The sequence below is a fragment of the Kitasatospora sp. Root107 genome (assembly GCF_001424875.1).
Classification (GTDB): domain Bacteria; phylum Actinomycetota; class Actinomycetes; order Streptomycetales; family Streptomycetaceae; genus Kitasatospora.
Map to the genome: position 1 here is coordinate 148643 of NZ_LMCT01000034.1, position 22522 is coordinate 171164.

20 protein-coding genes, 1 tRNA gene and 2 pseudogenes are annotated in these 22522 nt (G+C 69.1%); 10 read left to right on the forward strand and 13 right to left on the reverse strand.

Annotated features, from left to right (window positions below):
• Positions 1–55: 55 nt before the first annotated feature.
• From ASC99_RS26120 to ASC99_RS26140, 5 genes are read right to left on the reverse strand one after another with little or no spacing between them, the layout of a single operon-like run.
• Complete coding sequence (locus tag ASC99_RS26120; RefSeq protein ID WP_057236466.1) at positions 56–1075, reverse strand: LacI family DNA-binding transcriptional regulator; 1020 nt, start codon at positions 1073–1075, stop codon at positions 56–58.
• A complete protein-coding gene (locus ASC99_RS26125; protein WP_057236468.1) occupies positions 1072–3564 on the reverse strand; it encodes a glycoside hydrolase family 2 TIM barrel-domain containing protein in 2493 nt (830 codons plus the stop codon). Before ASC99_RS26125 ends, ASC99_RS26120 begins: the two co-directional genes overlap by 4 nt.
• Positions 3561–4403, reverse strand: coding sequence for a carbohydrate ABC transporter permease (locus ASC99_RS26130; RefSeq protein WP_057236470.1), 843 nt, complete (start codon positions 4401–4403; stop codon positions 3561–3563). Before ASC99_RS26130 ends, ASC99_RS26125 begins: the two co-directional genes overlap by 4 nt.
• Positions 4400–5290, reverse strand: coding sequence for a carbohydrate ABC transporter permease (locus ASC99_RS26135; protein WP_057236473.1), 891 nt, complete (start codon positions 5288–5290; stop codon positions 4400–4402). The genes ASC99_RS26130 and ASC99_RS26135 overlap by 4 nt, the downstream gene beginning before the upstream one ends.
• Positions 5291–5296: 6 nt before the next feature.
• Positions 5297–6619, reverse strand: coding sequence for an ABC transporter substrate-binding protein (locus ASC99_RS26140; RefSeq protein WP_057236475.1), 1323 nt, complete (start codon positions 6617–6619; stop codon positions 5297–5299).
• A gap of 219 nt (positions 6620–6838) precedes the next feature.
• Here ASC99_RS26140 and ASC99_RS26145 point away from each other — a divergent pair, with 219 nt between their 5' ends.
• Positions 6839–7903: an acetylxylan esterase gene (locus ASC99_RS26145; RefSeq protein ID WP_082598634.1), complete on the forward strand. Its 1065-nt coding sequence runs from the start codon at positions 6839–6841 to the stop codon at positions 7901–7903.
• A gap of 344 nt (positions 7904–8247) precedes the next feature.
• On the opposite strand, the gene ASC99_RS26150 is transcribed toward ASC99_RS26145, so the two are convergent.
• The gene (locus ASC99_RS26150; protein WP_057236477.1) at positions 8248–8523 is read right to left on the reverse strand and encodes a hypothetical protein; all 276 of its coding nucleotides are present in this window, start codon (positions 8521–8523) and stop codon (positions 8248–8250) included.
• Positions 8524–8849: 326 nt separating this feature from the next.
• On the opposite strand from ASC99_RS26150, the gene ASC99_RS26155 reads away from it, so the two are divergent.
• Positions 8850–9875, forward strand: a complete 1026-nt coding sequence (locus tag ASC99_RS26155; protein ID WP_057236479.1) for a polyprenyl synthetase family protein — start codon at positions 8850–8852, stop codon at positions 9873–9875.
• Between the two features lie 1168 nt (positions 9876–11043).
• Here ASC99_RS26155 and ASC99_RS26160 read toward each other — a convergent pair.
• Together ASC99_RS26160 and ASC99_RS26165 are read right to left on the reverse strand one after the other, a co-directional pair.
• The gene (locus ASC99_RS26160) at positions 11044–11289 is read right to left on the reverse strand and encodes a hypothetical protein (protein WP_057236481.1); all 246 of its coding nucleotides are present in this window, start codon (positions 11287–11289) and stop codon (positions 11044–11046) included.
• A 55-nt stretch (positions 11290–11344) separates the two neighbouring features.
• Entirely contained in the window at positions 11345–11836 is a 492-nt protein-coding gene (locus ASC99_RS26165; protein WP_057236483.1) for a DUF5994 family protein, read from the reverse strand.
• A gap of 389 nt (positions 11837–12225) precedes the next feature.
• Between ASC99_RS26165 and ASC99_RS26170 the strand changes: the two genes are divergently transcribed.
• Positions 12226–12588, forward strand: a complete 363-nt coding sequence (locus tag ASC99_RS26170) for a hypothetical protein (protein ID WP_057236485.1) — start codon at positions 12226–12228, stop codon at positions 12586–12588.
• 589 nt (positions 12589–13177) lie between these two features.
• On the opposite strand, the pseudogene ASC99_RS26175 reads toward ASC99_RS26170, so the two are convergent.
• Both ASC99_RS26175 and ASC99_RS38910 read right to left on the reverse strand, forming a co-directional pair.
• Positions 13178–14066, reverse strand: a pseudogene (locus ASC99_RS26175) (PP2C family protein-serine/threonine phosphatase).
• A 305-nt stretch (positions 14067–14371) separates the two neighbouring features.
• Positions 14372–14776: a hypothetical protein gene (locus ASC99_RS38910; RefSeq protein WP_157531750.1), complete on the reverse strand. Its 405-nt coding sequence runs from the start codon at positions 14774–14776 to the stop codon at positions 14372–14374.
• Between the two features lie 53 nt (positions 14777–14829).
• Here ASC99_RS38910 and ASC99_RS26180 point away from each other — a divergent pair, with 53 nt between their 5' ends.
• Positions 14830–15522: a hypothetical protein gene (locus tag ASC99_RS26180; RefSeq protein WP_157531751.1), complete on the forward strand. Its 693-nt coding sequence runs from the start codon at positions 14830–14832 to the stop codon at positions 15520–15522.
• Between the two features lie 132 nt (positions 15523–15654).
• Here ASC99_RS26180 and ASC99_RS26185 read toward each other — a convergent pair whose 3' ends face one another.
• Both ASC99_RS26185 and ASC99_RS26190 read right to left on the reverse strand, forming a co-directional pair.
• On the reverse strand, positions 15655–16329 hold the full coding sequence (locus ASC99_RS26185) for an SMI1/KNR4 family protein (RefSeq protein ID WP_057236671.1): 675 nt from the start codon (positions 16327–16329) through the stop codon (positions 15655–15657).
• Positions 16330–16568: 239 nt separating this feature from the next.
• Positions 16569–16656, reverse strand: a tRNA-Leu gene (locus ASC99_RS26190).
• Positions 16657–17083: 427 nt separating this feature from the next.
• On the opposite strand from ASC99_RS26190, the gene ASC99_RS26195 reads away from it, so the two are divergent.
• Positions 17084–17614 carry an ATP-binding protein gene (locus ASC99_RS26195; protein WP_082598635.1) on the forward strand — a complete coding sequence of 177 codons (531 nt, stop codon included), beginning with the start codon at positions 17084–17086 and terminating at the stop codon, positions 17612–17614.
• A gap of 31 nt (positions 17615–17645) precedes the next feature.
• Here ASC99_RS26195 and idi read toward each other — a convergent pair whose 3' ends face one another.
• On the reverse strand, positions 17646–18248 hold the full coding sequence (gene idi / locus ASC99_RS26200; RefSeq protein WP_057236491.1) for an isopentenyl-diphosphate Delta-isomerase: 603 nt from the start codon (positions 18246–18248) through the stop codon (positions 17646–17648).
• Positions 18249–18594: 346 nt separating this feature from the next.
• On the opposite strand from idi, the pseudogene ASC99_RS41165 reads away from it, so the two are divergent.
• The 5 genes and pseudogenes from ASC99_RS41165 to ASC99_RS26230 form a co-directional block, all read left to right on the forward strand.
• Positions 18595–18939: pseudogene (locus ASC99_RS41165) on the forward strand (DUF5941 domain-containing protein); the annotation flags it as partial.
• Positions 18936–19691 carry a sugar phosphate nucleotidyltransferase gene (locus ASC99_RS26215; RefSeq protein WP_057236497.1) on the forward strand — a complete coding sequence of 252 codons (756 nt, stop codon included), beginning with the start codon at positions 18936–18938 and terminating at the stop codon, positions 19689–19691. The pseudogene ASC99_RS41165 and the gene ASC99_RS26215, both read left to right, overlap by 4 nt.
• On the forward strand, positions 19679–20740 hold the full coding sequence (locus ASC99_RS26220) for an iron-containing alcohol dehydrogenase family protein (protein ID WP_057236499.1): 1062 nt from the start codon (positions 19679–19681) through the stop codon (positions 20738–20740). The genes ASC99_RS26215 and ASC99_RS26220 overlap by 13 nt, the downstream gene beginning before the upstream one ends.
• 70 nt (positions 20741–20810) lie before the next feature.
• Positions 20811–21548 (forward strand): CDP-alcohol phosphatidyltransferase family protein, encoded by a 738-nt coding sequence (locus tag ASC99_RS26225; RefSeq protein WP_200948435.1) that lies wholly within the window; start codon positions 20811–20813, stop codon positions 21546–21548.
• Positions 21545–22429: a glycosyltransferase family 2 protein gene (locus ASC99_RS26230; protein WP_057236501.1), complete on the forward strand. Its 885-nt coding sequence runs from the start codon at positions 21545–21547 to the stop codon at positions 22427–22429. Before ASC99_RS26225 ends, ASC99_RS26230 begins: the two co-directional genes overlap by 4 nt.
• Positions 22430–22522 lie beyond the last annotated feature (93 nt).

Below are 22522 nucleotides of genomic sequence, written 5' to 3' on the forward strand. Positions count from 1 at the left end.
AACGGGACTTAATCATTTAAGTGCGCGCAGCGCTGACGGGCAGTCAGGCGGACAGTCAGGCGGGCGGCGCTGCCGCGGTGCTTCCCCGGACGACCAGGCGGGCGGTGTTCTCCTGGTGCGACCGCGGGGGCCGACCGTCGATCATGTCCAGCAGTACCTGCGCGGTGTGGAGGCCGTACGCCTGTATGTCCCAGGACAGTGCCGTCAGGGCAGGCCGCACCAGGACGCACAGCTGCGAGTCGTCGCCGGCCACGATGGAGAGTTCGCCGGGGACCGCGATGCCCATCTCCTGGGCGACGTTGATCGCGGCGAGGGCCATCACGTCGTTGTCGAACAGGATGGCCGTCGGCCGGTCGCGCCGGGACAGCAGCGCCCGGGTCGCCTGCGCGCCTTCCTCCGCGGTGTAGTCGGTCTCGACGACCTGCGGTTCGCTGAGGCCGTGTCGGAGCACGGCTTCGCGGAACGCCGCGATGCGCACCTGGGTGTGGTCGAGGGCGGGCAGGCCGGCGACGCGGGCGATGCGGCGGTGGCCGAGCGCCACCAGGTAGTCGACCGACGCGTCCACCGCCGCCTTGTCATCGGTCCAGACGGCGCCCAGCCGGGCGTCCGTTCGGGGCCGGCCGGCCAGCACGGCCGGGATCCGCAGCTCCTCGATCACCGGGATCCGGGTGTCCTCCGCGTACAGGTCGGTGAGCACGATGCCGTCGATGCGCCGCTCGGCCCAGCACAGCCGCATGGCCTCGATGGCGGCGCGGTGGTCCTCGACGACCTGGAGCAGGAGCGCGATCCGCTGTCCTGACAGCTCGCGTTCCAGCCCGGCGATGAACCGCATGAAGAACGGCTCGACGCCGAGCGTGTCCGCCGGGCGGGCGATGATCAGGCCGACGCTGTGCGCCCGCGACCCGGACAGCGACTTGGCCGCCACGCTCGGCCGCCAGCCGATCTCGTCGGCGATGTCCACGATGCGCTTGCGGGTCTCCTCGGACACCCCAGGCCGCCCGTTGAGCGCGTACGACACGGCGCCGATCGAGACGCCGGCCCGCTCCGCGATCTCCGCGATCGTCACCCGCTTCACCAATTCGACCCTCCGGCGTCCAGGACTCCGGCCCGCCCCGGACCGGTGACCAACTGGTTCGCGCTGCGCAGCACCAGCGGGTCGAGGAACGCCCCCGGGTCGACCGTCGCCCCGGTGCGGATGTCGAACGTCGCACTCTCGCCCGGCAGGAGCGTCACGAGCGCCGTGTCGACGTGCGCGTCGCCGGTCACCCGGTCGGCGAGCAGCGTCAGGTCGCGGACGTACGCGTGAGCAGTCACCGTCACACGGTACCCGGTCGTGATCGCCTCGATCCGGGAGGACATCCGCGGCTCGGGCAGCTTGGCGTCGACGTCCTCCCGGAACTGCCACAGCGCCCGGTCGGCACCGGTCCCGGCCACGACGATCTCGCGCGCCGGATCGTCCGCCACCGCGAGCGACTTCGGCAGCGTCCAGGTCGCCACACCTCGGGCGGCCACGTCCGCCCGCATCGTCGTGGTCGCCAGCACGGTGCCGTCGAAGTCGACCCGGCTCACGGGGATCTCCTCGTGCCAGGGCAGGCCGCTGTCGTTGACGGCGACCACGGACAACCCGTCCTCGCGCGGTTGGATCGTCAGCAGCCGGTCCCGGAAGCTCCGGCGCAGCGCGTACCACAGCGGCTTGCACCGTCCGTCGCCGTCCACCGCGGACCACGAGATGACCGGCCACACGTCGTTGAGCTGCCACACCACGGCACCCATGCACAGCGGCATGAGCGAGCGGAGGTGTTCGATGCCGAGCGCCACCGCGCGGGCCTGGTTGAGCGAGGTCGCCCAGTGCCAGTCGGTGAAGGTCTCGGGCGGCGGCAGGTGACCGGCCAGGCCGCGGGCCAGTTTGCCGTTGCCGTCCTCGGCCTTCTGGTGCACCAGGAGGCCGGGCGAGTCGGGCCGCATCGGTTCGTCGTGGACCGCGCGGGTCAGCGTGGCCCACGTCGGCGGGCCCTGGAATCCGAACTCGGCCACGAAGCGCGGCCGGTGGCCACGGTACGCCGTGTAGTCCAGCTGGTTCCACACGTCCCAGATGTGCATCGTGCCGTGGTCCGGCAGGTTGGGGTGGAGCGCCGGGTCGAGGGAGTACGGGGAGCCGGGGGTGTAGGGCCGGGTCGGATCCAGTTCCGCCACGATCGCCGGGAGGTCCTCGGTGTAGTACCGCCAGCCCCAGCTGCGGCCGGCCAACTCGCCCTGCCAGTCCCAGTCGTGGTAGCCCCAGATGTTCTCGTTGCCGCCGTTCCACAGCACCAGGCTGGGGTGAGGGCTGAGCCGCGTCACCGCCTCCTGGGCTTCCGCGGCGACCTCGCCGCGCAACGGTTCCTCCTCGCTGTAGGAGGCGCAGGCGAAGAGGAAGTCCTGCCACACCAACAGGCCGAGCTCGTCGCAGAGTTCGTAGAAGTCCTCGCTCTCGTAGATGCCGCCGCCCCAGACCCGCACCAGGTTCACGTTGGCGTCACGGGCCTGGTTCAGCCGCTCGGCGTACAGTTCGCGGCCGACCCGGGAGGGGAAGCAGTCGCCGGGGACCCAGTTGACCCCGCGGGCGAACACCCGCTCTCCGTTGACGAGGAGCGTGAACGGTGTGCCGTCCTGGTCCGGCGCGGTGTCCAACGCGACGGTGCGGAAGCCGATCCGACCGTGCCAGTCGTCCAACATCTCGTCACCGCAGTGCAGTTGAACACCGACGTCGTACCGGGGCTGCCCGCCGTACCCGTGTGGCCACCACAGCCGGGCGTGCGGTACGCGCACCTCCACCACGGTCGAGCTCTGGCCGGCGGGCACCTCGGCCCGGGTCCGGAGGCCGCCGATCGACACGTCCAGCCGCAGCGGCCCCGCCGGCCGCCGCGCCTGTCGGAGCTCCACGTGCACGCGCACCACCCCGGTGTCGCCGTCCATCTCCACCAGCGGCCGGACGCTCTCGATGCCCGCCCCGCGCCAGGTCTCCAGGCGGATCGGCCGCCAGATGCCGACCGTGGCCGTCTCGGGACCCCAGTCCCAGCCGTAGTCGCAGGCCATCTTGCGCACGGTGTTGTACGGATGCCGGTTCACGTGCGGCCGCGCCCCGAGGTCGCCGTCGGCCTGCTCGGCCGCGGTGAGCGCGCCGGTGAACGTCACGGCGAGCACGTTGCTCCCGGAACGCAGCAGGTGCGCGGCGGGAAACCGGTAGCTGCGGTGCATGTTGCGGGTGCGGCCGAGGACGGTCCCGTTCAACTCGACCGTGGCGACCGTGTCCAGACCGAGCGCGACGAGGTCCACCTCGGCGCTGTCCGCGCCCGGACCGTCCCAGTCGATCGTGGTCTCGTAGCGCCAGTCGACCCGGCCGATCCAGGCCAACTCCCGCTCGTTCTGGTCGAGATGGGGATCGGGGATCAGCCCGGCAGCGAGTAGATCGAGGTGCACACACCCCGGAACGGTCGCCGGCACCCGGACCCCGGCCAGGTGGGCCGGCACCTCGCCGCCCACGGCGCGGACGGTCCAGCCCTCGTGAACGCTGGTCGCCGTCATTTCGTCGCCCCTCGGGTGAAGCCGTTGTAGATGAAGCGCTGCAGGAACAAGAACACCACCAGGGTCGGAATGATGACGAGGACCGCCCCGGCGCAGATGATCTCCCAGTGCGCGCCGTACGGGCCTTTGAAATAGAACAGCGACGTGGAGACGACGCCGAGATCGGGCGAGGGCATGTACAGGAACGGGATGTAGAAGTCGTTGTAGATGACCACCCCCTTCACAATGACGACGGTCGCGATCGCCGGCCGCAGCAGCGGGAGGATCACCGTGCGGTAGATGCGCAGCGGCGAGGCTCCGTCGATTCGGGCCGCCTCGTCGAGCGAGATCGGGATGGCCCGCATGAACTGCAGGAAGATGATGATCGACACGATGTCGGTACCCGCGTACAGCGCGATCGCGGACCAGCGGTTGTTGAACAGGCCGAAGGAGTTGATGATCTGAAAGGTCGCCACCTGGGTGGTGACGCCGGGGACCAGCGAGGCGAGCAGGAACAGCGAGATCGTCAGGCGGCGGAAGGGGAACCTGAACCGGTCGATCGCGTACGCGGTCATCGAGCCGATGAGGACCGTGCCGGTGACCGAGAAGACCAGGATGAAGGCGGTGTTGCCGAACGCGCGGAGCATGTGCCCCTGGGTGAAGGCGATCTGGAAGTTCTCCAGGTTGAACCAGTTGTGCGGCACGCTCAGCGGGCCGTTGTTCGCGGACTCCGGCTCGGTCTTCAGCGCCGCCATGAAGACGACCGCCAGGGGAAGCAGCGTCGCCACCGACGCGACCACGAGCGAGAGGTACTTGCCGGCCACCGCCGAGCGGGCGCCGACTCCTTGTGCAGTCGTCACACCAGGTCAACTCCTTCGTCGGGCACCAGGTGCCGCTGGATCCAGGTCACCAGCAGGACGATGACGAGCAGCACCACGGCGGCGGCCGAGGCCAGGCCGACCTTGTTGAACTGGAAGGCCAGCTTGACGGTCTGGATGACGAATGTGGTGCTGCCGTTGGCACCGCCGGTCATGATGTACGGGATCTCGAACGCGGACAGCGAACCGGACACCACGAGGATCGCGCTCAGGCTGACGACTGGTCGGATGCCGGGCAGGATGAGGTGCCTGACCTGGTGCCAGCGGTTGGCGCCGTCGAGTTCCGCCGCTTCGTAGATCTCCCCCGGGATCGACTGGATCGCGCCGAGGAACAGCACGAAGTTCAGGCCCAGGTAGCGCCAGAGGGACACCGAGGCGAGCGACCAGTTGACGAGGTCGGGATCGCCGAGCCACAGGTGCTCGTCCCGCGCGCCGAACAGGCCGAGGACCGAATCGAGGGTGCCGCCGGGCTGGAAGAAGTAGAGGAAGACGAAGCCGATGGCGACGCCGTTGATGAGGTACGGGAAGAACAGGACGCCCTTGAAGAAGTTCCGGAACCGGACGTTGAAGCTCAGCACCGTCGCGAAGTACAGGGCCAGCACCATCTGCACGACGCCGGACGCCAGGTAGAACAGGCTCACGTAGAAGACCTGGAACAGATCCGGCCGAGTGACCAGCTCGGTGTAGTTGGCCCGGCCGACGAACTCCATGTCCGGGCTGAACCCGTCCCAGCTGGTCAGGCTGTAGAACAGCATGTTGAACACGGGCGTGTAGGTGAAGGTCACCAGGAAGGCCAGCGGCACGGCGAGGAACAGCCACGGCGTCGACCGCGCGAGCAGGCTGCGTCCGCTGCGTTGTCGGCTGGACATGTCGCCTCAGCCGACCGTCTTGATCGCGGTGGCCCACTTCTTGTTCAGCTCGGCGAAGTAGCCGTCCAGGCTGCCGCTACCGGCGCCCCGCGCCAGGTCGACGATGTGCTGGCGGTAGTCCGGCTTGTTCAGCCCGATCTCTGACTGGTTGTCGATCTTCGAGACGTCAGCGTTCTTCGTCTGGCTGAGCTGGATGAACTGGACGCCTGCGTCCTGGTACGCCTTGAGCTCGTCCGGCAGCGCCCCGGCCTTCAGCGTCGGAAGCAGGGCCTGCTCCTGGGCGTAGGTGCTCTTGTCGACGAACCAGTCGACCCAGGCACGCGCCGCCTCCTTGTGCCGGGAGTGGGTGCTGACGGCCTGCCGGTAATCCGGGGAGATCACCGAGCAGAAGTGCCCGTTCGCCTGCGCCGGGAACGGCATGAAGCCGATGTCCGCCGGGTCCGCGCCCCCCGTCTTGGCGGCCGCCTTCATCTGCGAGATCGCCCAGGAGGCCAGCGGCAGCGTCCCGATCTTCCCGGTGCCGAGCTGGCTCTTGGCCGCGTCCCAGGTCGTCGTGGTCGGGTCCTTCTCCGTCAGCTGGTCGTGCACCACGTTGTACAGCAGGGTGTCGATGCCGTTGAGCTCCTTGCCGGCGGCCCAAGGCGCGGTGTCGGCGGCCAGCTTGTCGTTGGCGGCCGGGTCGCAGCCGGCCTCGCCCAGGTAGCTCTGCCAGGCCGTTATCGGCCAGCCCTCGTGGTAGATCGTGTAGAGCGGCGTGGCCTGCGTCTTCGCCTTGATCGCCTGCAGGTCGGCCCGGAACTCGTCCGGCGTGGTGGGCCAGTTGCTGATCCCGGCCTGCTGCCAGACGGCCTTGTTGTAGACCATGCCGGTCGCGTTGCCGTTGATGGCGATGCCGTAGACCTGCCCGCTGTAGGTGCCCCCGTCGATGAAGCGGTACTTCTGGTCGAGGTCGGCCGGGGTACCGAGCGGGGCGAAGAACTTCGGGTAGTCGGGGACCGGGACGGCGGCCGGGATCATCAGGACGTCGCCGTAGTTGCTGCTGTTCAGCCGGATCTTGACGTCGCCTTCGTAGTTGACGATCGGTTCGAACTTGACGTGCACGTTCGGGTAGATCTTGTTGAACTCGGCCGCGTATCCGGCCAGGGTGCCGTCGGCGGCGAGGTCGGTCTTGTGGGTGAGCACGGTGATGTCCCCGCTCACCTTGGTCGGGTCCGCCGGGGCCACAGCCGCGCCGCCGGTGCCGCCTGCTCCGCCTCCGCCGGAGCAGGCCGAGACTGCCGCCATCGACATGACTACTGCGGCCGCCAAGGCCGTCGATCGCTTCTTCATGTGCCAACTCCCGGGTGGTGGAGGTCCGACGGAACATGCACCAGCAATCGCTCGGCCTTATGCGCTTAAGTTCTCGACGCAAAAGGAGCCGCCTGGCCTGGTTTCCCGGGAACGTAGGCCCCAGGCTGTGACACGGTCAACCAGGCATGCGAGCATCGAGGCCGTTTCGTTATGTACAACTCAAGCGCTTAAGCTTCTGCCGTGCCCTACGGTTCCGCTATGGCCTTCCTCTCCATGGACCTGTCGGACCTGCAGAAGTACCGACCTGAGCGGACCGAACCCGACGACTTCGCCGCCTTCTGGGCGGACACGCTGGCCGCCGCCAGAACCGTGCCGGCGGCCCTCGACGCGGTCTCGGTGGATACCGGTCTCGCGACCGTGACGGTGGAGGACGTCACCTTCCCGGGCTTCGCAGGGCAGGCGATCAGAGGCTGGCTGGTGCGCCCACGCGGTGTCGAGGGCCCACTGCCGGCGATCGTCACCTACGTCGGGTACGGCGGCGGCCGGGGGCTGCCACACGACCACCTCCTGTGGGCCAGCGCCGGTTACGCGCAGCTGGTCATGGACACCCGCGGGCAGGGCGGCGGATGGTCCGTCGGTGACACCTCCGACGAGGCGCCCAGCGCGGGTCCGGCCCACCCCGGGTCGATGACCCGCGGCGTCCTCGACCCGGCCTCGTACTACTACCGAAGGCTCTACACCGACGCGGTACGCGCGGTCGACGCCGTGCGCACGCACCCCGGCATCGACCCGGCCCGCATCGTGGTGGCCGGTGGCAGCCAGGGCGGCGGCCTGGCCCTGGCCGTCGCGGGCCTGGTACCGGACCTGGCCGGCGTCATCGCAGACGTGCCGTTCCTGCAGCACATCCGCCGCGCCACCGAGATCACCGACGCCTTCCCCTACAAGGAGATCGCCGACTTCTGCAAGGTGCACCGCGACAAGGTGGAAACCGTCTTCGACACCCTGTCGTACGTCGATGGCCTCAACTTCGCCGCCCGCGCCACGGCCCCGGCGCTGTACTCGGTCGCGCTGATGGACGAGGTGTGTCCGCCGGAGACCGTCTTCGCCTCCTACCACCACTACCTCGGCCCGAAGGAGATCAGCGTCTACACCTACAACGGGCACGAGGGCGGCGGCGGGCATCACGTCCCTGCCACGCTCGCCTTCGCGGCGTCCGTGCTGAGAGCAGACGCAGGCGACGGTCCATCGGCACTGAACGGCGGCCCGGGCAGCCCCACCGCCCTCGACGGTTTGCGGTGGGACGTCGGGCAGGCGAGCGCATGACCCCGCAGGCGGGACTGTCACCGTCGGCACGGAACGAGCAGAGAGGATCCTGATCGGCTGACGCACCTCGGCGAGACAGCTGCCAATGATCGAGAAACGCCGAACGCCCGCACCTGGCCGAAGGCGTGATACGGGCGCCGATCTGTACTGCCCGGCGAACCGGAAGCATGTACAGACAATGTGTCGGAAAAACCCTTTCCCCACATGTATCTCGCTGATCAGCGATCTGCGCCTCGGTCTGGCCGCTCCTCCTGGTGAAGAGTCAGCGGCTGATGCTGGGTAGGCCGGCTCCGATGGGCCTGGCCTCGAGTGTCTGGCGCTGTGCACCGTTCCGTGACCGGGCATCACACTCCGGGCTCAGCAGCCGAGTCCCAGTCGCCGCCCTCGTCCTCGCTGCGCAGGTCCAGCAGACGTTTCGGCAGCCGGAGCATCACCCGACGGGTGCCCCAGTCGGCGAGGTGGAGATGGGCGTCGTACCGCTCCATCATCCTCCCCGGGCTCCCGCGGAAGTCGCCCCACTGGTACCTGTTGGTGAACCTGGTCGAGGTCACCCGGACCCTGGTGGACAGCGCACGGACCTCGGCGAGCCGGCCTGCGCCCAACTGGCGGTCGACGGCCACGATCTGTCGACCGTGGCCTCCTCGGCCATCGCCTCGAGCTGGGCCCTGTTCATCACACCCATGGCAGCCCAGGCTATCCAGGACGTCGGCTCGCCGACGCGGGGATGTCGATATTCCGGCTGGTCCCCGGCGGCTGACAGCCGATCAGGATGAAGGCTGGAGGATTGAAGACCGGCCTGCACCTACCGAGGACAGCACCGCTCCTACGGGTGAATGGGGGAGTGGAAGGTGCCTCTCGCGGGGACGGAGTGTGATCAGGCTGAGGAGAACCCGGGAGTCAGCTGCTGCTCAGCGACCACAGGACCGGAGTGCAGAGGGAGGCCGTCATGGAGACTGAACGTACGTCACACCAGATCACCGAGGAGGTGATCGCCTACATGGAGCCCGCGTTGCGTGGGGCGACGGCCATGCTCAGCCAGCCCGTCAGGCGGATGGCGGAGTACCACTTCGGCTGGACCGACGCCGGCGGCAGCCCGTCCACCCCACTGGGCCTCCGGCGGCGGCCTGCGCTGATTGCGCTGCTGTGCGCGGGCAACACCAGGGAGGCCTGGGACGGCGTCCGCAATGCCGCCGTCGCGGCCACGCTGATGTCCGCCGCCGGTACCGTGCACGACGACATCCAGGACCGGGAGATGCTCCGCAAGGGGCGACCGACGCTGTGGAACGCTTTTGGCGTGGCAGCCGCCATCCAGGTCGGAGTCGCGCTGTACTGCCTGGCCTTCGAACTGCTGGCCAGGGAGGAGACGCCCCGGGCCGCGGTCGAGCTGAGCCGGCGTGCCGCCTTCGCCATCCGGGAGTGCTGCTCCGGTCAGATTCGTGACCTGCAGTCAGAAGGCAGTTCGCGAGCCGGTCTGCGGGAGTCGCTCGACCTGCTGGAGAACACCATCGCGTTCCCCACCGCCGGTGTCGCCATGGTCGGCGCGCTGGTGCGTGGGGCGACGGAGAGTGAGGTGGAGTCAGCGGAGCGGTTCGGCTATCACGCCGGTATGGCGATGGCCTTCTTCGACGACTGGGAGGGAGTCTGGGGCACCTCCCGGGAGTCACTGGAGGATTCGCTGGCAGATCTGCGGCGGCGTAAGGCTAGGTGCTTCGTGGCCGTCGCCCTGCAAGCCCACGGCCCGGCCCGGGACGAGCTGGCTGCCTTTTACGACGGCACCGACGAACCCAACCCCGAACGGCTCGGGCGCGTCGCTGCCCTGATCGAGGAGTGCGGTGGTCGAAGGTGGCTCGAGGAGCGGATCGAGGAGCACATCGAGCTGGCCCGGCGCGCGCTGCCGGAGGCGGTGGCCGATCCGGTCGCTCGGGCCGAACTCACCGCTTTCGTGGACGCGATCGCCGACGAGCTTCCCTGACTTTCCCGCCCCGGCAGGTCCCCTGCCGACTGGCGCCGGCCTGTGTCCTGCGCAAGGCCCGCAGGGCCAGTGCCATCGCGGCCTCGAACGCCGTCGAGGGATCCTGCGTCGACGTGAGGGACGTCGCCGACTTGATGGACGGTGAGCGCGAGGTCGAGGCCAGTGTCCGGTATTCCGGGCGGCGCTGAGAGAAGACACCCGATGGGTGGGGTTCGGCTTGTCCTGCCAGAAGGCGGGTTCACCGAGGCGCAGCGGGATCTCGTCACGCCCGGCCCGTCGGGCCTGCTCACTGGTACAGCAGGGCTGCCGAAGGCGTTGCCGTTGCCCGGCGGGCGGACGGGTGTGGTGTAGGCGAGGTTGAAGGCCACGCGCCGTAGTCCGGGCCGCTGCAGCGGGGTGACCCGGTGGGCGGTGGTGTCGCTGCGCAGCAGGTCTCCTGCAGGCGTCGCAGTTCCTGCCCTCGCGGGTCACGGGTTTCCACGCCTGCACGACACACACCGGCACGTGGCGCCGATTCGCCTCATCGGCGGCCCAGGCGAGCACCATGCGGCTGGGGCGTTCGGGATCGACGCCGACCACGACGGAACGCTGTCCGTCGGGACTCATCACGTCACGTCTCCTCCGGTGGCAGGGAGCGGTATTCCCCGAGTCGCCCGGTCACCTGTCAGAATGCGGGGGCTGAAAGCGGCCCGAGCGCTTATGGCAGCGTGACGGGATCGCACTGCGACTGTCACTTGACGGAACCAACAAAAAGGCCGCCCCCGCATTCCTGCGGAAACGGCCCACGCCCTGCATAAACGCTGATCTGAACAACAGGATTTGTATCTGCCCCCCGGGCGCCGAAGTGGTCCCGTTATCTCCCGACCGAAAGGCCTGGTTGGGATTTCGCGATCACGAGCCGCAGAATCAGGGCTCCTGCTTCTCTGATCTGCATATTTACCTCCTCGTGATCGTCCTGCCGGTAGGTTCTCCGGCACTCTCCAAGGTACTCCGGTAAAGCGCGAATTCGGGCAAGTCAGGTGCGCGAATTCCGTCGCGTCAGTTCATTACTGCAGCTGCCGGTCCGATTGGGTCACCCGGGACAGGCGTTGGCCGTGCGGCCGGCAGCCTCCCGGGGGCCGCAGTCGATGCTTACAACCGGAGGGGGTGCGCCGGCAGGACCTGCGGATCAGTACGCGGAACCGCTTCGCAGATAGGTGCCCGCAACCTCGAGCCATGCCCCGGGGCTGAAGCAAGCCTCGACCGCGTGCGGAGTGTCCTCGAAGACGCGCAGGATCCGCAGCGCTCCGCTGGGGTGCAGGTCGTACTCGTACGTGAGGCCGCCGGGGACGTCCTGGTACTGCATGTCCAACGGCCCCTTGGACGGCTCGGACGGGGTCCGGGCCTCGACCGAGAGTTTCACGTAGACGGACATGTCTCCACCACGTCTTTCCTGGCCACCCGAAGAGCTCATCCGGGTGGCGCATCGGTCAGAACGATTCGCCGGAAGGCTCGGAGCTGATGCCGGTGGCGATGAGGATCCGCCGCGCCGAGTCGGTGCCGCCGGCCTCGACCGCCCGCGCCATCGCGGCATGGGCCGCGTCGAGGCTTGCTTGCGGAGGGACGACGAGCAGCGCGAAATGATCGCGGTCACCCCGCGTGATGATCACCGTGTCATCACCGACCGGGTACCAGTTGATGTGCACGGACCGGCCGTCGACGACCAGACGGGCCGGGACGTCGTCCCACGCGTCCGCATCCAGGCCGATGCTCGTGACAGGGCCCAGGTGCTCGGTCAGCGCAGTGACCAGGCCGGGCAGCTCGGCACCGACGTCACGGGAACGAGGCCACCACGCACCATCGAGCGTCCCCTCGCGCGACCGCGTCGTCTCCAGCCTCAGCAGAACCGAACCCGGTTTCGCCGCCTCGCGGAACCGGTCCGGCAGGAGCGCCGAGAACGGCGTGTCGGAGTCATCCGCCATGGCCCGCCACCCATCCGCAGGCCCTGGAAGAGCCCGCTCACCACCGAGGACGATGCCACGGACAGCCGGCATCCGATCCGAACCGCCCCCGGTGTCCCCACCGTACTCCGACCGGTCGTCGTGGTCTCCGGTCCAACAGTGCAGGGGTCGGCCGGCCTGCCTCCAGCCGCGATCCGCACAGGTTCGCACCGGCCGGCCAGTCCTATCGGCCCACCAGGTCGACGCGCAGCTGGCGCGCATGGTGGCGTCCAGGTCGGGAAGGAGATGGTTGGTGCGGGCGAGGACCGTCCTGGATCGCGACGGTGGGGATGGCGTCGGCGCCATCCCCAGCCGAGTGACGACCCAACGGCAATAACCGGCGTAACGCCGGAAGGCGGTACGGAGGAGCGATGGCGCGGCTCGTGGTGAAGGGCGATGACCTCATCGTTGACCTGTCGTGGTGGGAGAAGGCCGCGGCGCGTCGCCGTGACGTCCGCGCACCCGTGTCCGCGATCCATCAGGTGAGCGTCGAGCCCGACTGGTGGCGTGCTCTGCGCGGCGTGCGCGGACGAGGTACCTGGATTCCCGGAGTCCTGTCCTACGGCATCCGTCCCCATCCCGAGGGGAAGGACTTCTCGGCTGTCCGAGTCCGAGCCCACCGGCCCGTCGTATGCGTCGACCTGTGGCGCTCCTCGCCGTACACCCGCTTGGCCGTCACCGACCCGGACCCCGACGGCACCGTCCGGGCCATCCGCACCGCCGCCGGCATCTGACCGCCACTCGAACGGTTCACTCATTCGCGTGGTGGTGGCATGACCTGCCGTGCCAGCTGCGGCACCTGGTTGCCGTGTGTCACTCGCGTGACCACTCGGTCTCGGCCTGGGGTTCGCCGACGGTATCGGCTCCTTCCCAGAGGCGGATCCTGACCGCCCGGGGGCCGGGAGCGGGCAGGGAGAGCTTGCGCACGAACACGTCCCGCAGGTGGTTGGCCGCGGATTCTGCATGGGAGCACCGTCCCGCCGGGACCAGTGGCCATCGTCGTCCTGGGTCTCCAGAACCCACCGGTAATGCCCCATCGTGGCCTCCTGTGACAACGATCCCGCCCCCGAACACGACCGTATGAGGCGGACGGGCCAACGGCGACCGGGGGGATCCGCGAGTCGTACTCGAAGGTGACGCCGTCCACCTGATGCCGGTCCCTCGACGGCTCCGCCGACGCCCAGGCCTCGACGGGCACAGGCCCGCCGAGGGCCGATCCCTGGGAACGGGGGGCTCGGTCCGCCCCCGATATCCCCACGTCATTGCGCCCACACAGGGCCTGTCCGGCCGGTATCGCGAGAGCCGCCGCGAGGTGCCGGTGTCTCAGCGCCACTCGATCAGGAACAGGGTGGCGTCGTCACTTGTGTGCCCGCCCCGCTTCTCCTTCAGGACGTGGGAGAGCGCGCGCACCACGGCCCGCACCCCGGCCTGCGAACGCTCGACGAGGTTGATCCAGTCGATGAGTTGTTCCTCCCCGAACTGCTCCCCTCCCGCCTCGCGCTCCTCGACCAGGCCGTCCGTGAAGCACAGGACCCGGTCGCCGTGCCGCAGCAACCGCTCGCTGATTACCGGCTCCTCTCCGCCGAATCCCACCGGCAGCGTGGTCTCGGTCTCCAACCGCTCGACGACAACATGGTCGCGGATCAGCGGCGGCGCGGGATGGCCGGCTTTGACCCACTGCAGGTGACCGGTTCCGGTGTCCAGGCGGATCAAGTAGCGACCACTGGATCTCTGCGGCGACACTCATCGGCTCCAGGCGCCGGAGCTGGAAGATCCGGTCGGTGTAGGGGCTCTTGGTGGCCAGCAGATCCGCGACGAGACCGGCAAACCGGCGCGGAAGCCGACGGTCACCGCTACTGACGGCGTCCAGCGTCAGGGCCAGCACCTCCATCTCGTCACCTCCGCCCAGCAGCGGCAGGTACAACCGCACCCCGTCTCTCTGCGGCACCTCAACGGGAGCACCGCTCAGAAAGGCCGCACCAGCGGGGGATCCGTCGATCGGCACCGGCTCCACGGCGGCCAACCCCCGGCCAGGCAACGACGCCAGAACCAGCTGGCCGTAGTCCTGCAGCAGGAGCGCCGGGTCACGGCCGCCGAACCTATGCAGCGCGTCGGCGAGCTACGCAGCGATCAGCCCGACCGGCAGCTCATGGGCCTGGTCCAACAGCGACCCCAGCAGACGCTCGCTCAACCACCCCTGACGGACAGTCAATCGGGCTGGACCTGACGAAGATGCCCCGGACCTTGTGGGTCGGGGCGATTCTCTGTTTGTGGGTCAGTGCAAAAGCGGATTGACCGTCAAAGTGATGTGCTCGCGGCGCGGGGTGTTCGGCCGGTCCAGGCGTCATGCTGCGGGGTCGTGCGGGACGGCGTGGCGGCGAGCCGTCAGCCAGGCGGCGTCCACGGAGGGGTCGGCGAACCGGGGGGCGGCGGCCCGGGAGGCGTTCGAGTGCTGCTTGAGCGCCGGGTCGAAGATCAGTTGCTGGACGGCCTACGGGTGCTGCACCGGACGGAGCGTCAGCGGTACGCCGTACGGCTCACGTCGGCTGTCGTCGAGCGGAGTCTGCGGCACCTTCTGCTCCGGCAGCCGAACGTTTCCCAGTCCTGACTCATCGCGCCTGCTCCCCTACGAGTTCCAACCAGCCGTCGTCGACCGCGAGGTTGCTGTCCATGCACGACGAATTCCCGTTCCACCGAGGCGATGTCGAATCCGGTCTCGGTGACCGCACCGATCAGCAGGTCCAGCCGCTCGCCTGCGGTGTGCAGCCCGACACCGTGGCAGCGCTGGGTGACGAACCGTTCCTGGCACCCGGCGCGGTCGACTCGCCGGGCGATCCATCCCAGCCCAGGTCGACCATCAGTAGCCGGTTTCACGGGCGCATCGATGCGGTCGCCCTCGACGAACTTGCCCTGTTCCGGCATGAGGTAGTGCGTTGCCTACGCCGGGCGTCAAGTAATCGGAGTGGAAGCAATCCATGCTGCATCCGTCGGTAGAACTGCTGACCACCCTTCTGCAGCCGCCGTCCGAGCCGGCCGGAAGTCCGACGGACTGGGGTCAGGTGGTCACACGATGGGGTGTGGCCTTCCCCGGTGACTATCGTGACTTCCTGGCCGTCTACGGTGCCGGGACGATCGATGACTACCTGGTAGTCGCGACAGTTCTCGATCCTACTTCGGATCTCAAGGAGTGCGCGGTCAGTGAACTCACCTCTGTCGCGAGGTCGTTGCAACAGGAGGACGGTGAATGGCCTTACCTGGTATGGCCGGACGAGGGAGGATTGATCTGCTGGGGGATGACGGTCGACGCCGCTGTCCTCTACTGGGACACCGCCGCCGCCGATCCCGACCAGTGGCCTGTGGTGGTTCGCAATCGTGAAGGGGACTTCGCACGCTTCGACTTCGGCATGGCCGAGTTCGTCGTGAGGATGCTCGGCCCCTCCGGAGAGCGCCCGCTCGGTAGCCCCAGAGTTTTCGGAGCGCCGAACTCCCGATTTCTGAACGAAGGGGACGAGAAGCGGATCAAAGGCTCGGGCGGCGATCCGTGGGGGTACCTGGAGGAGCTCTTCGAAGCCAACGAGGCCGAGTACGACTGGGACGACGGCGCCTTGGTCGTCTGGCTGCCCGATGGAAGCCAGGAAGTGATTCCTGGTGGAGTTCCGTCGGAATAGGATTGCCCCCGATCGGCCGTCGACCTGCCGGAGCTCGGGAGGGCCGTTGGCGACCTCGCCGCCACTGGCAGCCCCGGGGCGAAAGCCAAACGCCGACGGCCGACGACGCCGTACCTGTCGGGCGAGCGAGAACTACGAACGGCCTCGCTGCTCGCTCTCATTGAGCCAGTCCAGGTACCAGCGTCCGAAAGTCTTCGCTGCGCCGTGCTCGTCAAGCAGCGGGGTGAGGTCCTCGTCGTCCGCCCGGTTGTCGGACCAGATCCGGCCTGCCTCAGAGCCGCTGACGATCAGCCACTGGCGGGCGGCACAGCCGAGATGCGAGATCACGATGGCGCCGACCGTGCGGTCCGGGGAGAACATCACCGGCTCCCATCGTTCGTCCCATGCCTCGATGGCGTCGTCGAAGTCCTCGATCTCATCGAAGTCCTCCTCCTCCGGGCGCTGTTCCCACAGGGTCCTGACCAGGTCCGGGTCAGGACCCAGCCGGGGAAACGGCTCAGCCAGCCTGGACAGGTCGGCAAGCTCCGCGCCGTCTCCCTCCCAGCGCCAGCGGCCCTGGATACGACGTACCGGGAAGACGCCGTACGCCGGGCCGGCTCCGCCGGCTCCGACCTGGAGGAGAAACGCTTGGTACTCCTCAGGCAGAACAGCACCTATCTGGCCTTCGAGGTCAGCCACGTCGGCCGGCGTCAACGGCTCGTCCAAGGCAAACCGATGCCCCCAGGAACCGAACACACCCGAACTCGCCGGGCGGACCCCTAGCGAGTGCACACGTTCCCTCACACCAGCCCAAGCTTGATCATTCATGCGGGGGAGCGTACGAGGCATGCCTGACAGTTCGGACGATGGCCTCAGGGTGAGGTGGCACGTCAGTCGCATCCGAGGGCTGTCGCGCGGCCAAGAAGGCGGCGGCCACCACGTCCAGCCGGGTGGGTCTCGCCGCGCCGATCTAGGGCAAGATCATTCCCGTGGGTCACATGGTTGGTCACGCGGCCGCCGCGCGGAGCCGGGAAAGCAAAAAACCCCACGTGAAGTGGGGTCTTAGCTGGTGTCCGAGGGGGGACTTGAACCCCCACGCCCGATAAAGGGCACTAGCACCTCAAGCTAGCGCGTCTGCCATTCCGCCACCCGGACAGGGTGTGTGCCTTGGGGTGATTCGTGCTGTTCCCCTTGGCGACAGAGAGAACACTACCAGGCTGTGGGAGTGCTTCTCACCTGCGTTTCTTCCGGGTCCGGGGTGCCTGTGGGGGTGTCGATCGGGAGAGGGGGACGGATCGGTACAGAACGGACGGAGTGGCGGAGGAGGGGCAGCGGAGGCAGGGGGAGGTGGAGGCGGTGCCTCCGGCAGGTGTGGAGGAGCAGTCGGGGTCGTGAATGTTCCGTCGGCGGTCGACCTGAAGGTGCATGGGATCGGTCAGGATCGGTCGTGGAACGGTCGGGACACGCCACGCCGCGTCAAGTTGCAGTCGCTGAGCCGCTGTTGACTTTCGTTCTCCTAGCCTCGGTGGTCCAGTGCGAAGGGCGGCTTGACGTGGAGCAGACCAGAGGACCGGCCGAGCCAGTGACGAGACGGCTGACGGCGGTGCCGACCAGGGGGCCGAGTGGCGGGCCGAGTGCAGGTCCGGTGCAGGGGATCTGGCGGTTCTCGGCGGTGGCGCACGAGGCCTCCGTCCCGCAGACCCGGCATGCGGTGCGGGACCGGCTGCTGGCGCAGGGGATGGCGGGGCAGGACTACCAGGAGCTGATCGACGACCTGTTGCTGATCGTCTCCGAGCTGGTCAGCAACGCGGTCACGCACGCCGCGGTGCTGTCCCCGCAGCTGACCACGGAGCTGGTGATCGACGACGGCTGGGTCAGGGTCTCGGTGGAGGACGGTCACCCGTACCGGCCGAAGGCGCTGGAGAGCGACCTCGGGCAGCTCGGCGGCCGGGGGCTGCTGCTGGTGAAGAGCGTGACGCTGCAGGCCGGCGGAGTGTGCGACGTGGAGCGGACCGGCGAGGGCGGCAAGGTGATCTGGGCCTCGCTCCCGCTGCCCGTGCCCCGGCAGCGCCGGGACGGGAACGCCGGGGGCGACTGGCACCCCCGGCGTTAGACCCCGGGAAGACCCCAGGGCGAAAGCTCGCCTACCAGTCCCGTCCGGCGATCTCGCGGATGCCGGGGAGTGCGGCCTCGAAGACCGTCCGGAACCAGACCGAGGTGGGCTTCTCCGCCTCCAGGGCCTTGAGCTCCTCCGCGGTGACGAAGAGGGTGTCGTCGACCTCGTCCGGGTCCGGTGCCAGGTCGGCGGTGACCAGGCCGACGAAGAGGTGGTTCCACTCCCGCTCGATCAGGCCGCTGGCCTCGTCGGGCAGGTCGTAGCGGACGGTGCCGGCCTCGCAGAGCAGGGCGGGAGCGACTCCCAGCTCTTCGGCGGTGCGACGGGCGGCGGCGACGAAGGGTTGCTCGTCGGGGTACGGGTGGCCGCAGCAGGTGTTCGACCAGACACCGGGGGAGTGGTACTTCGTCAGGGCGCGGCGCTGGAGCAGCATCCGGCCCTGGCGGTCGAACAGGAAGACCGAGAACGCCCGGTGCAGCCGGCCCGGCTGCTGATGGGCCGAGAGTTTCTCGGCGGTGCCGATGGTCACACCCTCGTCGTCGACGAGCTCCAGCAGGATCTCCGCAGGAGTCGAGGCGACGCCGCTGTCTTCGGCGAGCAGGGTCTGACCGGTCGGTCGGGTCTCGGGCATGGGGCCTCTTTCGGAAACGGGGACCAGGGGAAGGCGAGGGCTGGGCCGGCCCAACCGGAACGCCGCGCGGGCGCCCGGGAGCCAGTCTGCCGTATGGCTTGCTACCCGAATGGGCGCGACGCACACGAGGACCTGGAAGGGCCGGATGACCAGACAGCCTGTTCGATACGTGATCGACTGCGGTCCGCTCGCGCCGTTTTCTGAGCATTGCCGGGTCGGGGCCGACGGGCCCGGAGTGATGATCGGTTCGGCCGGGCCGGGAACCCTCGTCCGGTAGCCTCGATCGGTGCGAGTGAGTTTCGCTGTCCACGCCGTGCACCGCGGTCGCCGCCCCCGACTGGACACCGGGGCGCCGCCCACCGCTTTCGGGCTGGTCGCCGTAGTCGCCTACCATCACTACGACACGGTGCCCCGCCTGCGTGGCGGCACCGGAGCACCGGCCGGCTGGCTGGTACGGGCGACCGGCGGGTAGGAGAGCCGGGTCCTGCTCGTCACCCCGGCGGCCGTGCTCGCGTACGGCGGAACCCCCACCGGGCCCGTCGGTCAGCAGTTGCCGGGGGCCGCTGCCGTCCAGGGAGTGCTGGTGGCCCTGGCGGTCGTGCTCGCCCTGGTGGTGGTCGCGGAGAGCGTCCACTTCCGGGTCTTCGGCGATGTCACAGCAGAACACGACGATTCAGGAGACACCGCATGATCGGCCTCGTTCTGGCAGCCGGCGCCGGCCGCCGGCTGCGCCCGTACACCGACACCCTGCCGAAGGCTCTGGTGCCGGTGGACGGGGAGCGGACCGTCCTGGACCTCACCCTCGGCAACTTCGCCGAGGTCGGCCTGCGGGAGGCCGCCATCGTGGTGGGTTACCGCAAGGACGCGGTGTACGACCGCAAGGACGCCCTGGAGCAGAAGTACGGCGTCAAGCTCACCCTGGTCGAGAACGACAAGGCCGAGGAGTGGAACAACGCCTACTCGCTCTGGTGCGCCCGGGACCTGTTCGGCGAGGGCCTGCTGCTCGTCAACGGCGACACCGTGCACCCGGCCTCGGTGCAGCGCACCATGCTGGACGGCAACGACCGGCTGCTGACCGAGGGCCACGCCCCCGGCATCCTGCTCGCCCTCGACACGGTGAAGAAGCTCGCCGACGAGGAGATGAAGGTGATCGTCGACCCGGTCACCGGGATGCGCCGGATCACCAAGCTGATGGAGCCGGCCGAGGCCACCGGCGAGTACATCGGGGTCACCGTCATCAACCCCTCGGCCGCCGCCGACCTGAGCGACGCCCTGAAGGCCACCTTCGAGCGCGACCCGCAGCTGTACTACGAGGACGGCTACCAGGAGATGGTGAACCGGGGGCTGCGGATCGACGTGCAGCCGATCGGCGAGGTCTCCTGGGTCGAGGTCGACAACCACGCCGACCTGGCGAAGGCGCGGGAGATCGCGTGCCAGTACTGACCCGACTGGTGCCGTCGCCGGTCTTCGTGGAGATCCGCGCGGGCGCGCTGGACGCGCTCGGCGGCATCCTTGCGGACCAGCGGCTGTCCGCCTCCGGGCGGATCGCGGTGGCGATCAGCAACGGCTCCGGTGCCCGGCTGCGGGAACGGCTGGAGCCCGCGCTGCCGGGCGCCGACTGGTACGAGGTGGCCGACGGCACCCTGGACAGTGCGGTGCGGCTGGCCGAGCAGATGCGGGCCGGGCACTACGACGCCATGGTCGGGCTCGGCGGTGGCAAGATCATCGACGCCGCCAAGTACGCCGCTGCGCGGGTCGGGCTGCCGCTGGTCGCGGTGGCCACCAACCTGGCGCACGACGGCATCTGCTCGCCGGTCTCCACCCTCGACAACGACGCCGGGCGGGGCTCCTACGGGGTGCCCAGCCCGATCGGGATCGTGGTGGACCTGGACGTGATCAGGCAGGCGCCGCCGCGCTTCGTGGCGGCCGGGATCGGCGACGTGGTCTCCAATCTCTCGGCCTGCGCGGACTGGGAGCTCTCGCACTCCGTCACCGGCGAGCCGGTGGACGGGCTGGCCGTGGCGATGGCCAGGTCGGCGGGGGAGAACCTGCTCCGGCACCCCGGTTCGCTGGAGGACCGGGACCTCCTCACCACGCTCGCGGAGGCCCTGGTACTGTCCGGCATCGCGATGAACATCGCGGGCAGCACCCGGCCATCCTCGGGTGCCTGTCACGAGATCTCGCACGCCCTGGACGTGCTCTTCCCCAAGCGATCGGCCCAGCATGGCGAACAGGTCGGCCTCGGCGCGGCCTTCGCCAGTTTCCTGCGGGGCGAGCGCGAGCTCACCGGCCTGATCGTGGACCGACTCCGGTTCCACGGGCTGCCGGTGACCGCGGGTCAGATCGGCTTCACCGAGGAGGAGTTCACCCAGGCGGTGCACTACGCTCCGAACACCCGTCCGGGACGGTTCACCATCCTGGAACACCTGGACCTCAGCCCCTCTGACATCAGGGATTCGTACGCCGACTATGTCCAAGCCGTCAACAGCTGACCGCCCCGAGGTCGATCTGACCCGCCGCCCCTCGATCGAGGAGCTGCGCGCCGTCATCCACCCCGAGGGCATGCTCCAGCGCCGTAGCGCGGAGCACTGGGCCGGGCGCCTCTACATGCGCAGGATCTCGCTGCGGATCACCCGGGTGCTCTCCACCGTCACGGCGATCACGCCCAACGGCCTGACCTACCTGATGATGTTCACCGGCATTCTGGCCGGTGCCGCGCTGGTGATCCCCGGCCTCGCCGGTGCGGTCCTCGGCGCCGTGCTGATCCAGGTGTACCTGCTGCTCGACTGTGTCGACGGCGAGGTGGCCCGCTGGCGCCGGCAGACCTCGCTGACCGGGGTCTACCTGGACCGGGTCGGCCACTACATGTCCGAGGCGGCGCTGCTCACCGGCCTCGGTCTGCGGGCCACCGACCTGTTCCACCGTCAGGGCAGTGCCTCGCACTGGGAGTGGGCCTTCCTCGGCACGCTCGCCGCGCTCGGCGCCATCCTGATCAAGTCGGAGACCGACCTGGTGGACGTGGCCCGGGCCCGCAGCGGGCTGACCGCGGTGGAGGACGCCGCCGCCGTGCCGCGCTCCGCCGGGGTGGCCAAGGCCCGCAAGGCCGCCGCCTTCCTGAAGTTCCACCGCCTGGTCGGTGCGGTCGAGGCCTCGCTGCTGATCCTGGCCGCCGGGATCGCCGACGCGGTCGCCGGAGACCTGTTCTTCACCCGGCTCGCGGTGGTCGTGCTGGCCGCGATCGCGATGCTGCAGACCGTGCTGCACCTGCTCAGCATCGTGCTCTCCAGCAGGCTGCGATGAGCGACGGCTTCCGGCTCGGCGCCGTCATCATCACGATGGGCAACCGGCCGGACGAGCTGAACGCCCTGATCGAGTCGGTCCGCAACCAGCAGGGCCCGGCCGTCGAGCTGGCCGTGGTGGGCAACGGTGCGCCGCTGCCCGCGCTCCCGGCGGACGTCCGCTCCGTCGAGCTGCCGGAGAACCTCGGCATCCCCGGCGGGCGCAACGTCGGCATCGAGCTGTTCGGCAAGGACGGCTGCGACGTCGACGCGGTGCTCTTCCTGGACGACGACGGCCTGCTGCCGAACACCGACTCGGCCGAGCTGCTCCGCCGGGCGTTCGAGGACGACCCGCAGCTGGGCATCGTCTCGTTCCGGATCGCCGACCCGGTGACCGGGGCGACGGCCCGTCGGCACGTCCCCCGGCTGCGGGCCAGCGACCCGCTGCGCTCGTCCCGGGTGACCACCTTCCTGGGCGGCGCCAGCGCCGTCCGGAGCAAGGTCTTCACCCAGGCCGGACAGCTGCCCGGTGAGTTCTTCTACGCGCACGAGGAGACCGACCTCGCCTGGCGCGCACAGGACGCCGGCTGGCTGATCGACTACCGCGCTGACGTGGTGCTGTTCCACCCCACCACCTCCCCGGCCCGGCACGCCACGTACTTCCACAACGTGGCCCGGAACCGGGTGTGGCTGGCGCGACGGAACCTTCCGGCCCCTCTGGTGCCTCTCTACCTGGGAGTCTGGATTCTGCTCACCCTGGTCCGCCGCCCTTCCGGTGCGGCATTCAAGGCCTGGCTGGGCGGATTCCGGGCCGGCTGGCGCGAACAGTGTGGTCCGCGCAAGCCGATGCGATGGCATACGGTATGGCGGTTGACCAGGATGGGCCGACCACCAATCATCTGATCGCAGAATCTTCCGGTGGCCCCCTGCCGCCGGACCGGAACATCCACCCGTGATTTCGGTGGGTCTGCCCGGACCTCCGCCGCTCCCCCTCGG

What these genes read in the sequence shown, in the direction of transcription:
- ASC99_RS26125 (WP_057236468.1), bottom strand. Translation starts at nt 3,564, where the DNA reads ATGACGGCGACCAGCGTTCACGAGGGCTGGACCGTCCGCGCCGTGGGC.
- ASC99_RS26135 (WP_057236473.1), bottom strand. Translation starts at nt 5,290, where the DNA reads ATGTCCAGCCGACAACGCAGCGGACGCAGCCTGCTCGCGCGGTCGACG.
- ASC99_RS26140 (WP_057236475.1), bottom strand. Translation starts at nt 6,619, where the DNA reads ATGAAGAAGCGATCGACGGCCTTGGCGGCCGCAGTAGTCATGTCGATG.
- ASC99_RS26145 (WP_082598634.1), top strand. Translation starts at nt 6,839, where the DNA reads ATGGCCTTCCTCTCCATGGACCTGTCGGACCTGCAGAAGTACCGACCT.
- ASC99_RS26155 (WP_057236479.1), top strand. Translation starts at nt 8,850, where the DNA reads ATGGAGACTGAACGTACGTCACACCAGATCACCGAGGAGGTGATCGCC.
- ASC99_RS26160 (WP_057236481.1), bottom strand. Translation starts at nt 11,289, where the DNA reads ATGTCCGTCTACGTGAAACTCTCGGTCGAGGCCCGGACCCCGTCCGAG.
- ASC99_RS26165 (WP_057236483.1), bottom strand. Translation starts at nt 11,836, where the DNA reads ATGGCGGATGACTCCGACACGCCGTTCTCGGCGCTCCTGCCGGACCGG.
- ASC99_RS26170 (WP_057236485.1), top strand. Translation starts at nt 12,226, where the DNA reads ATGGCGCGGCTCGTGGTGAAGGGCGATGACCTCATCGTTGACCTGTCG.
- ASC99_RS38910 (WP_157531750.1), bottom strand. Translation starts at nt 14,776, where the DNA reads ATGCCGGAACAGGGCAAGTTCGTCGAGGGCGACCGCATCGATGCGCCC.
- ASC99_RS26180 (WP_157531751.1), top strand. Translation starts at nt 14,830, where the DNA reads ATGCTGCATCCGTCGGTAGAACTGCTGACCACCCTTCTGCAGCCGCCG.
- ASC99_RS26185 (WP_057236671.1), bottom strand. Translation starts at nt 16,329, where the DNA reads ATGAATGATCAAGCTTGGGCTGGTGTGAGGGAACGTGTGCACTCGCTA.
- idi (WP_057236491.1), bottom strand. Translation starts at nt 18,248, where the DNA reads ATGCCCGAGACCCGACCGACCGGTCAGACCCTGCTCGCCGAAGACAGC.
- ASC99_RS26215 (WP_057236497.1), top strand. Translation starts at nt 18,936, where the DNA reads ATGATCGGCCTCGTTCTGGCAGCCGGCGCCGGCCGCCGGCTGCGCCCG.
- ASC99_RS26225 (WP_200948435.1), top strand. Translation starts at nt 20,811, where the DNA reads ATGCTCCAGCGCCGTAGCGCGGAGCACTGGGCCGGGCGCCTCTACATG.
- ASC99_RS26230 (WP_057236501.1), top strand. Translation starts at nt 21,545, where the DNA reads ATGAGCGACGGCTTCCGGCTCGGCGCCGTCATCATCACGATGGGCAAC.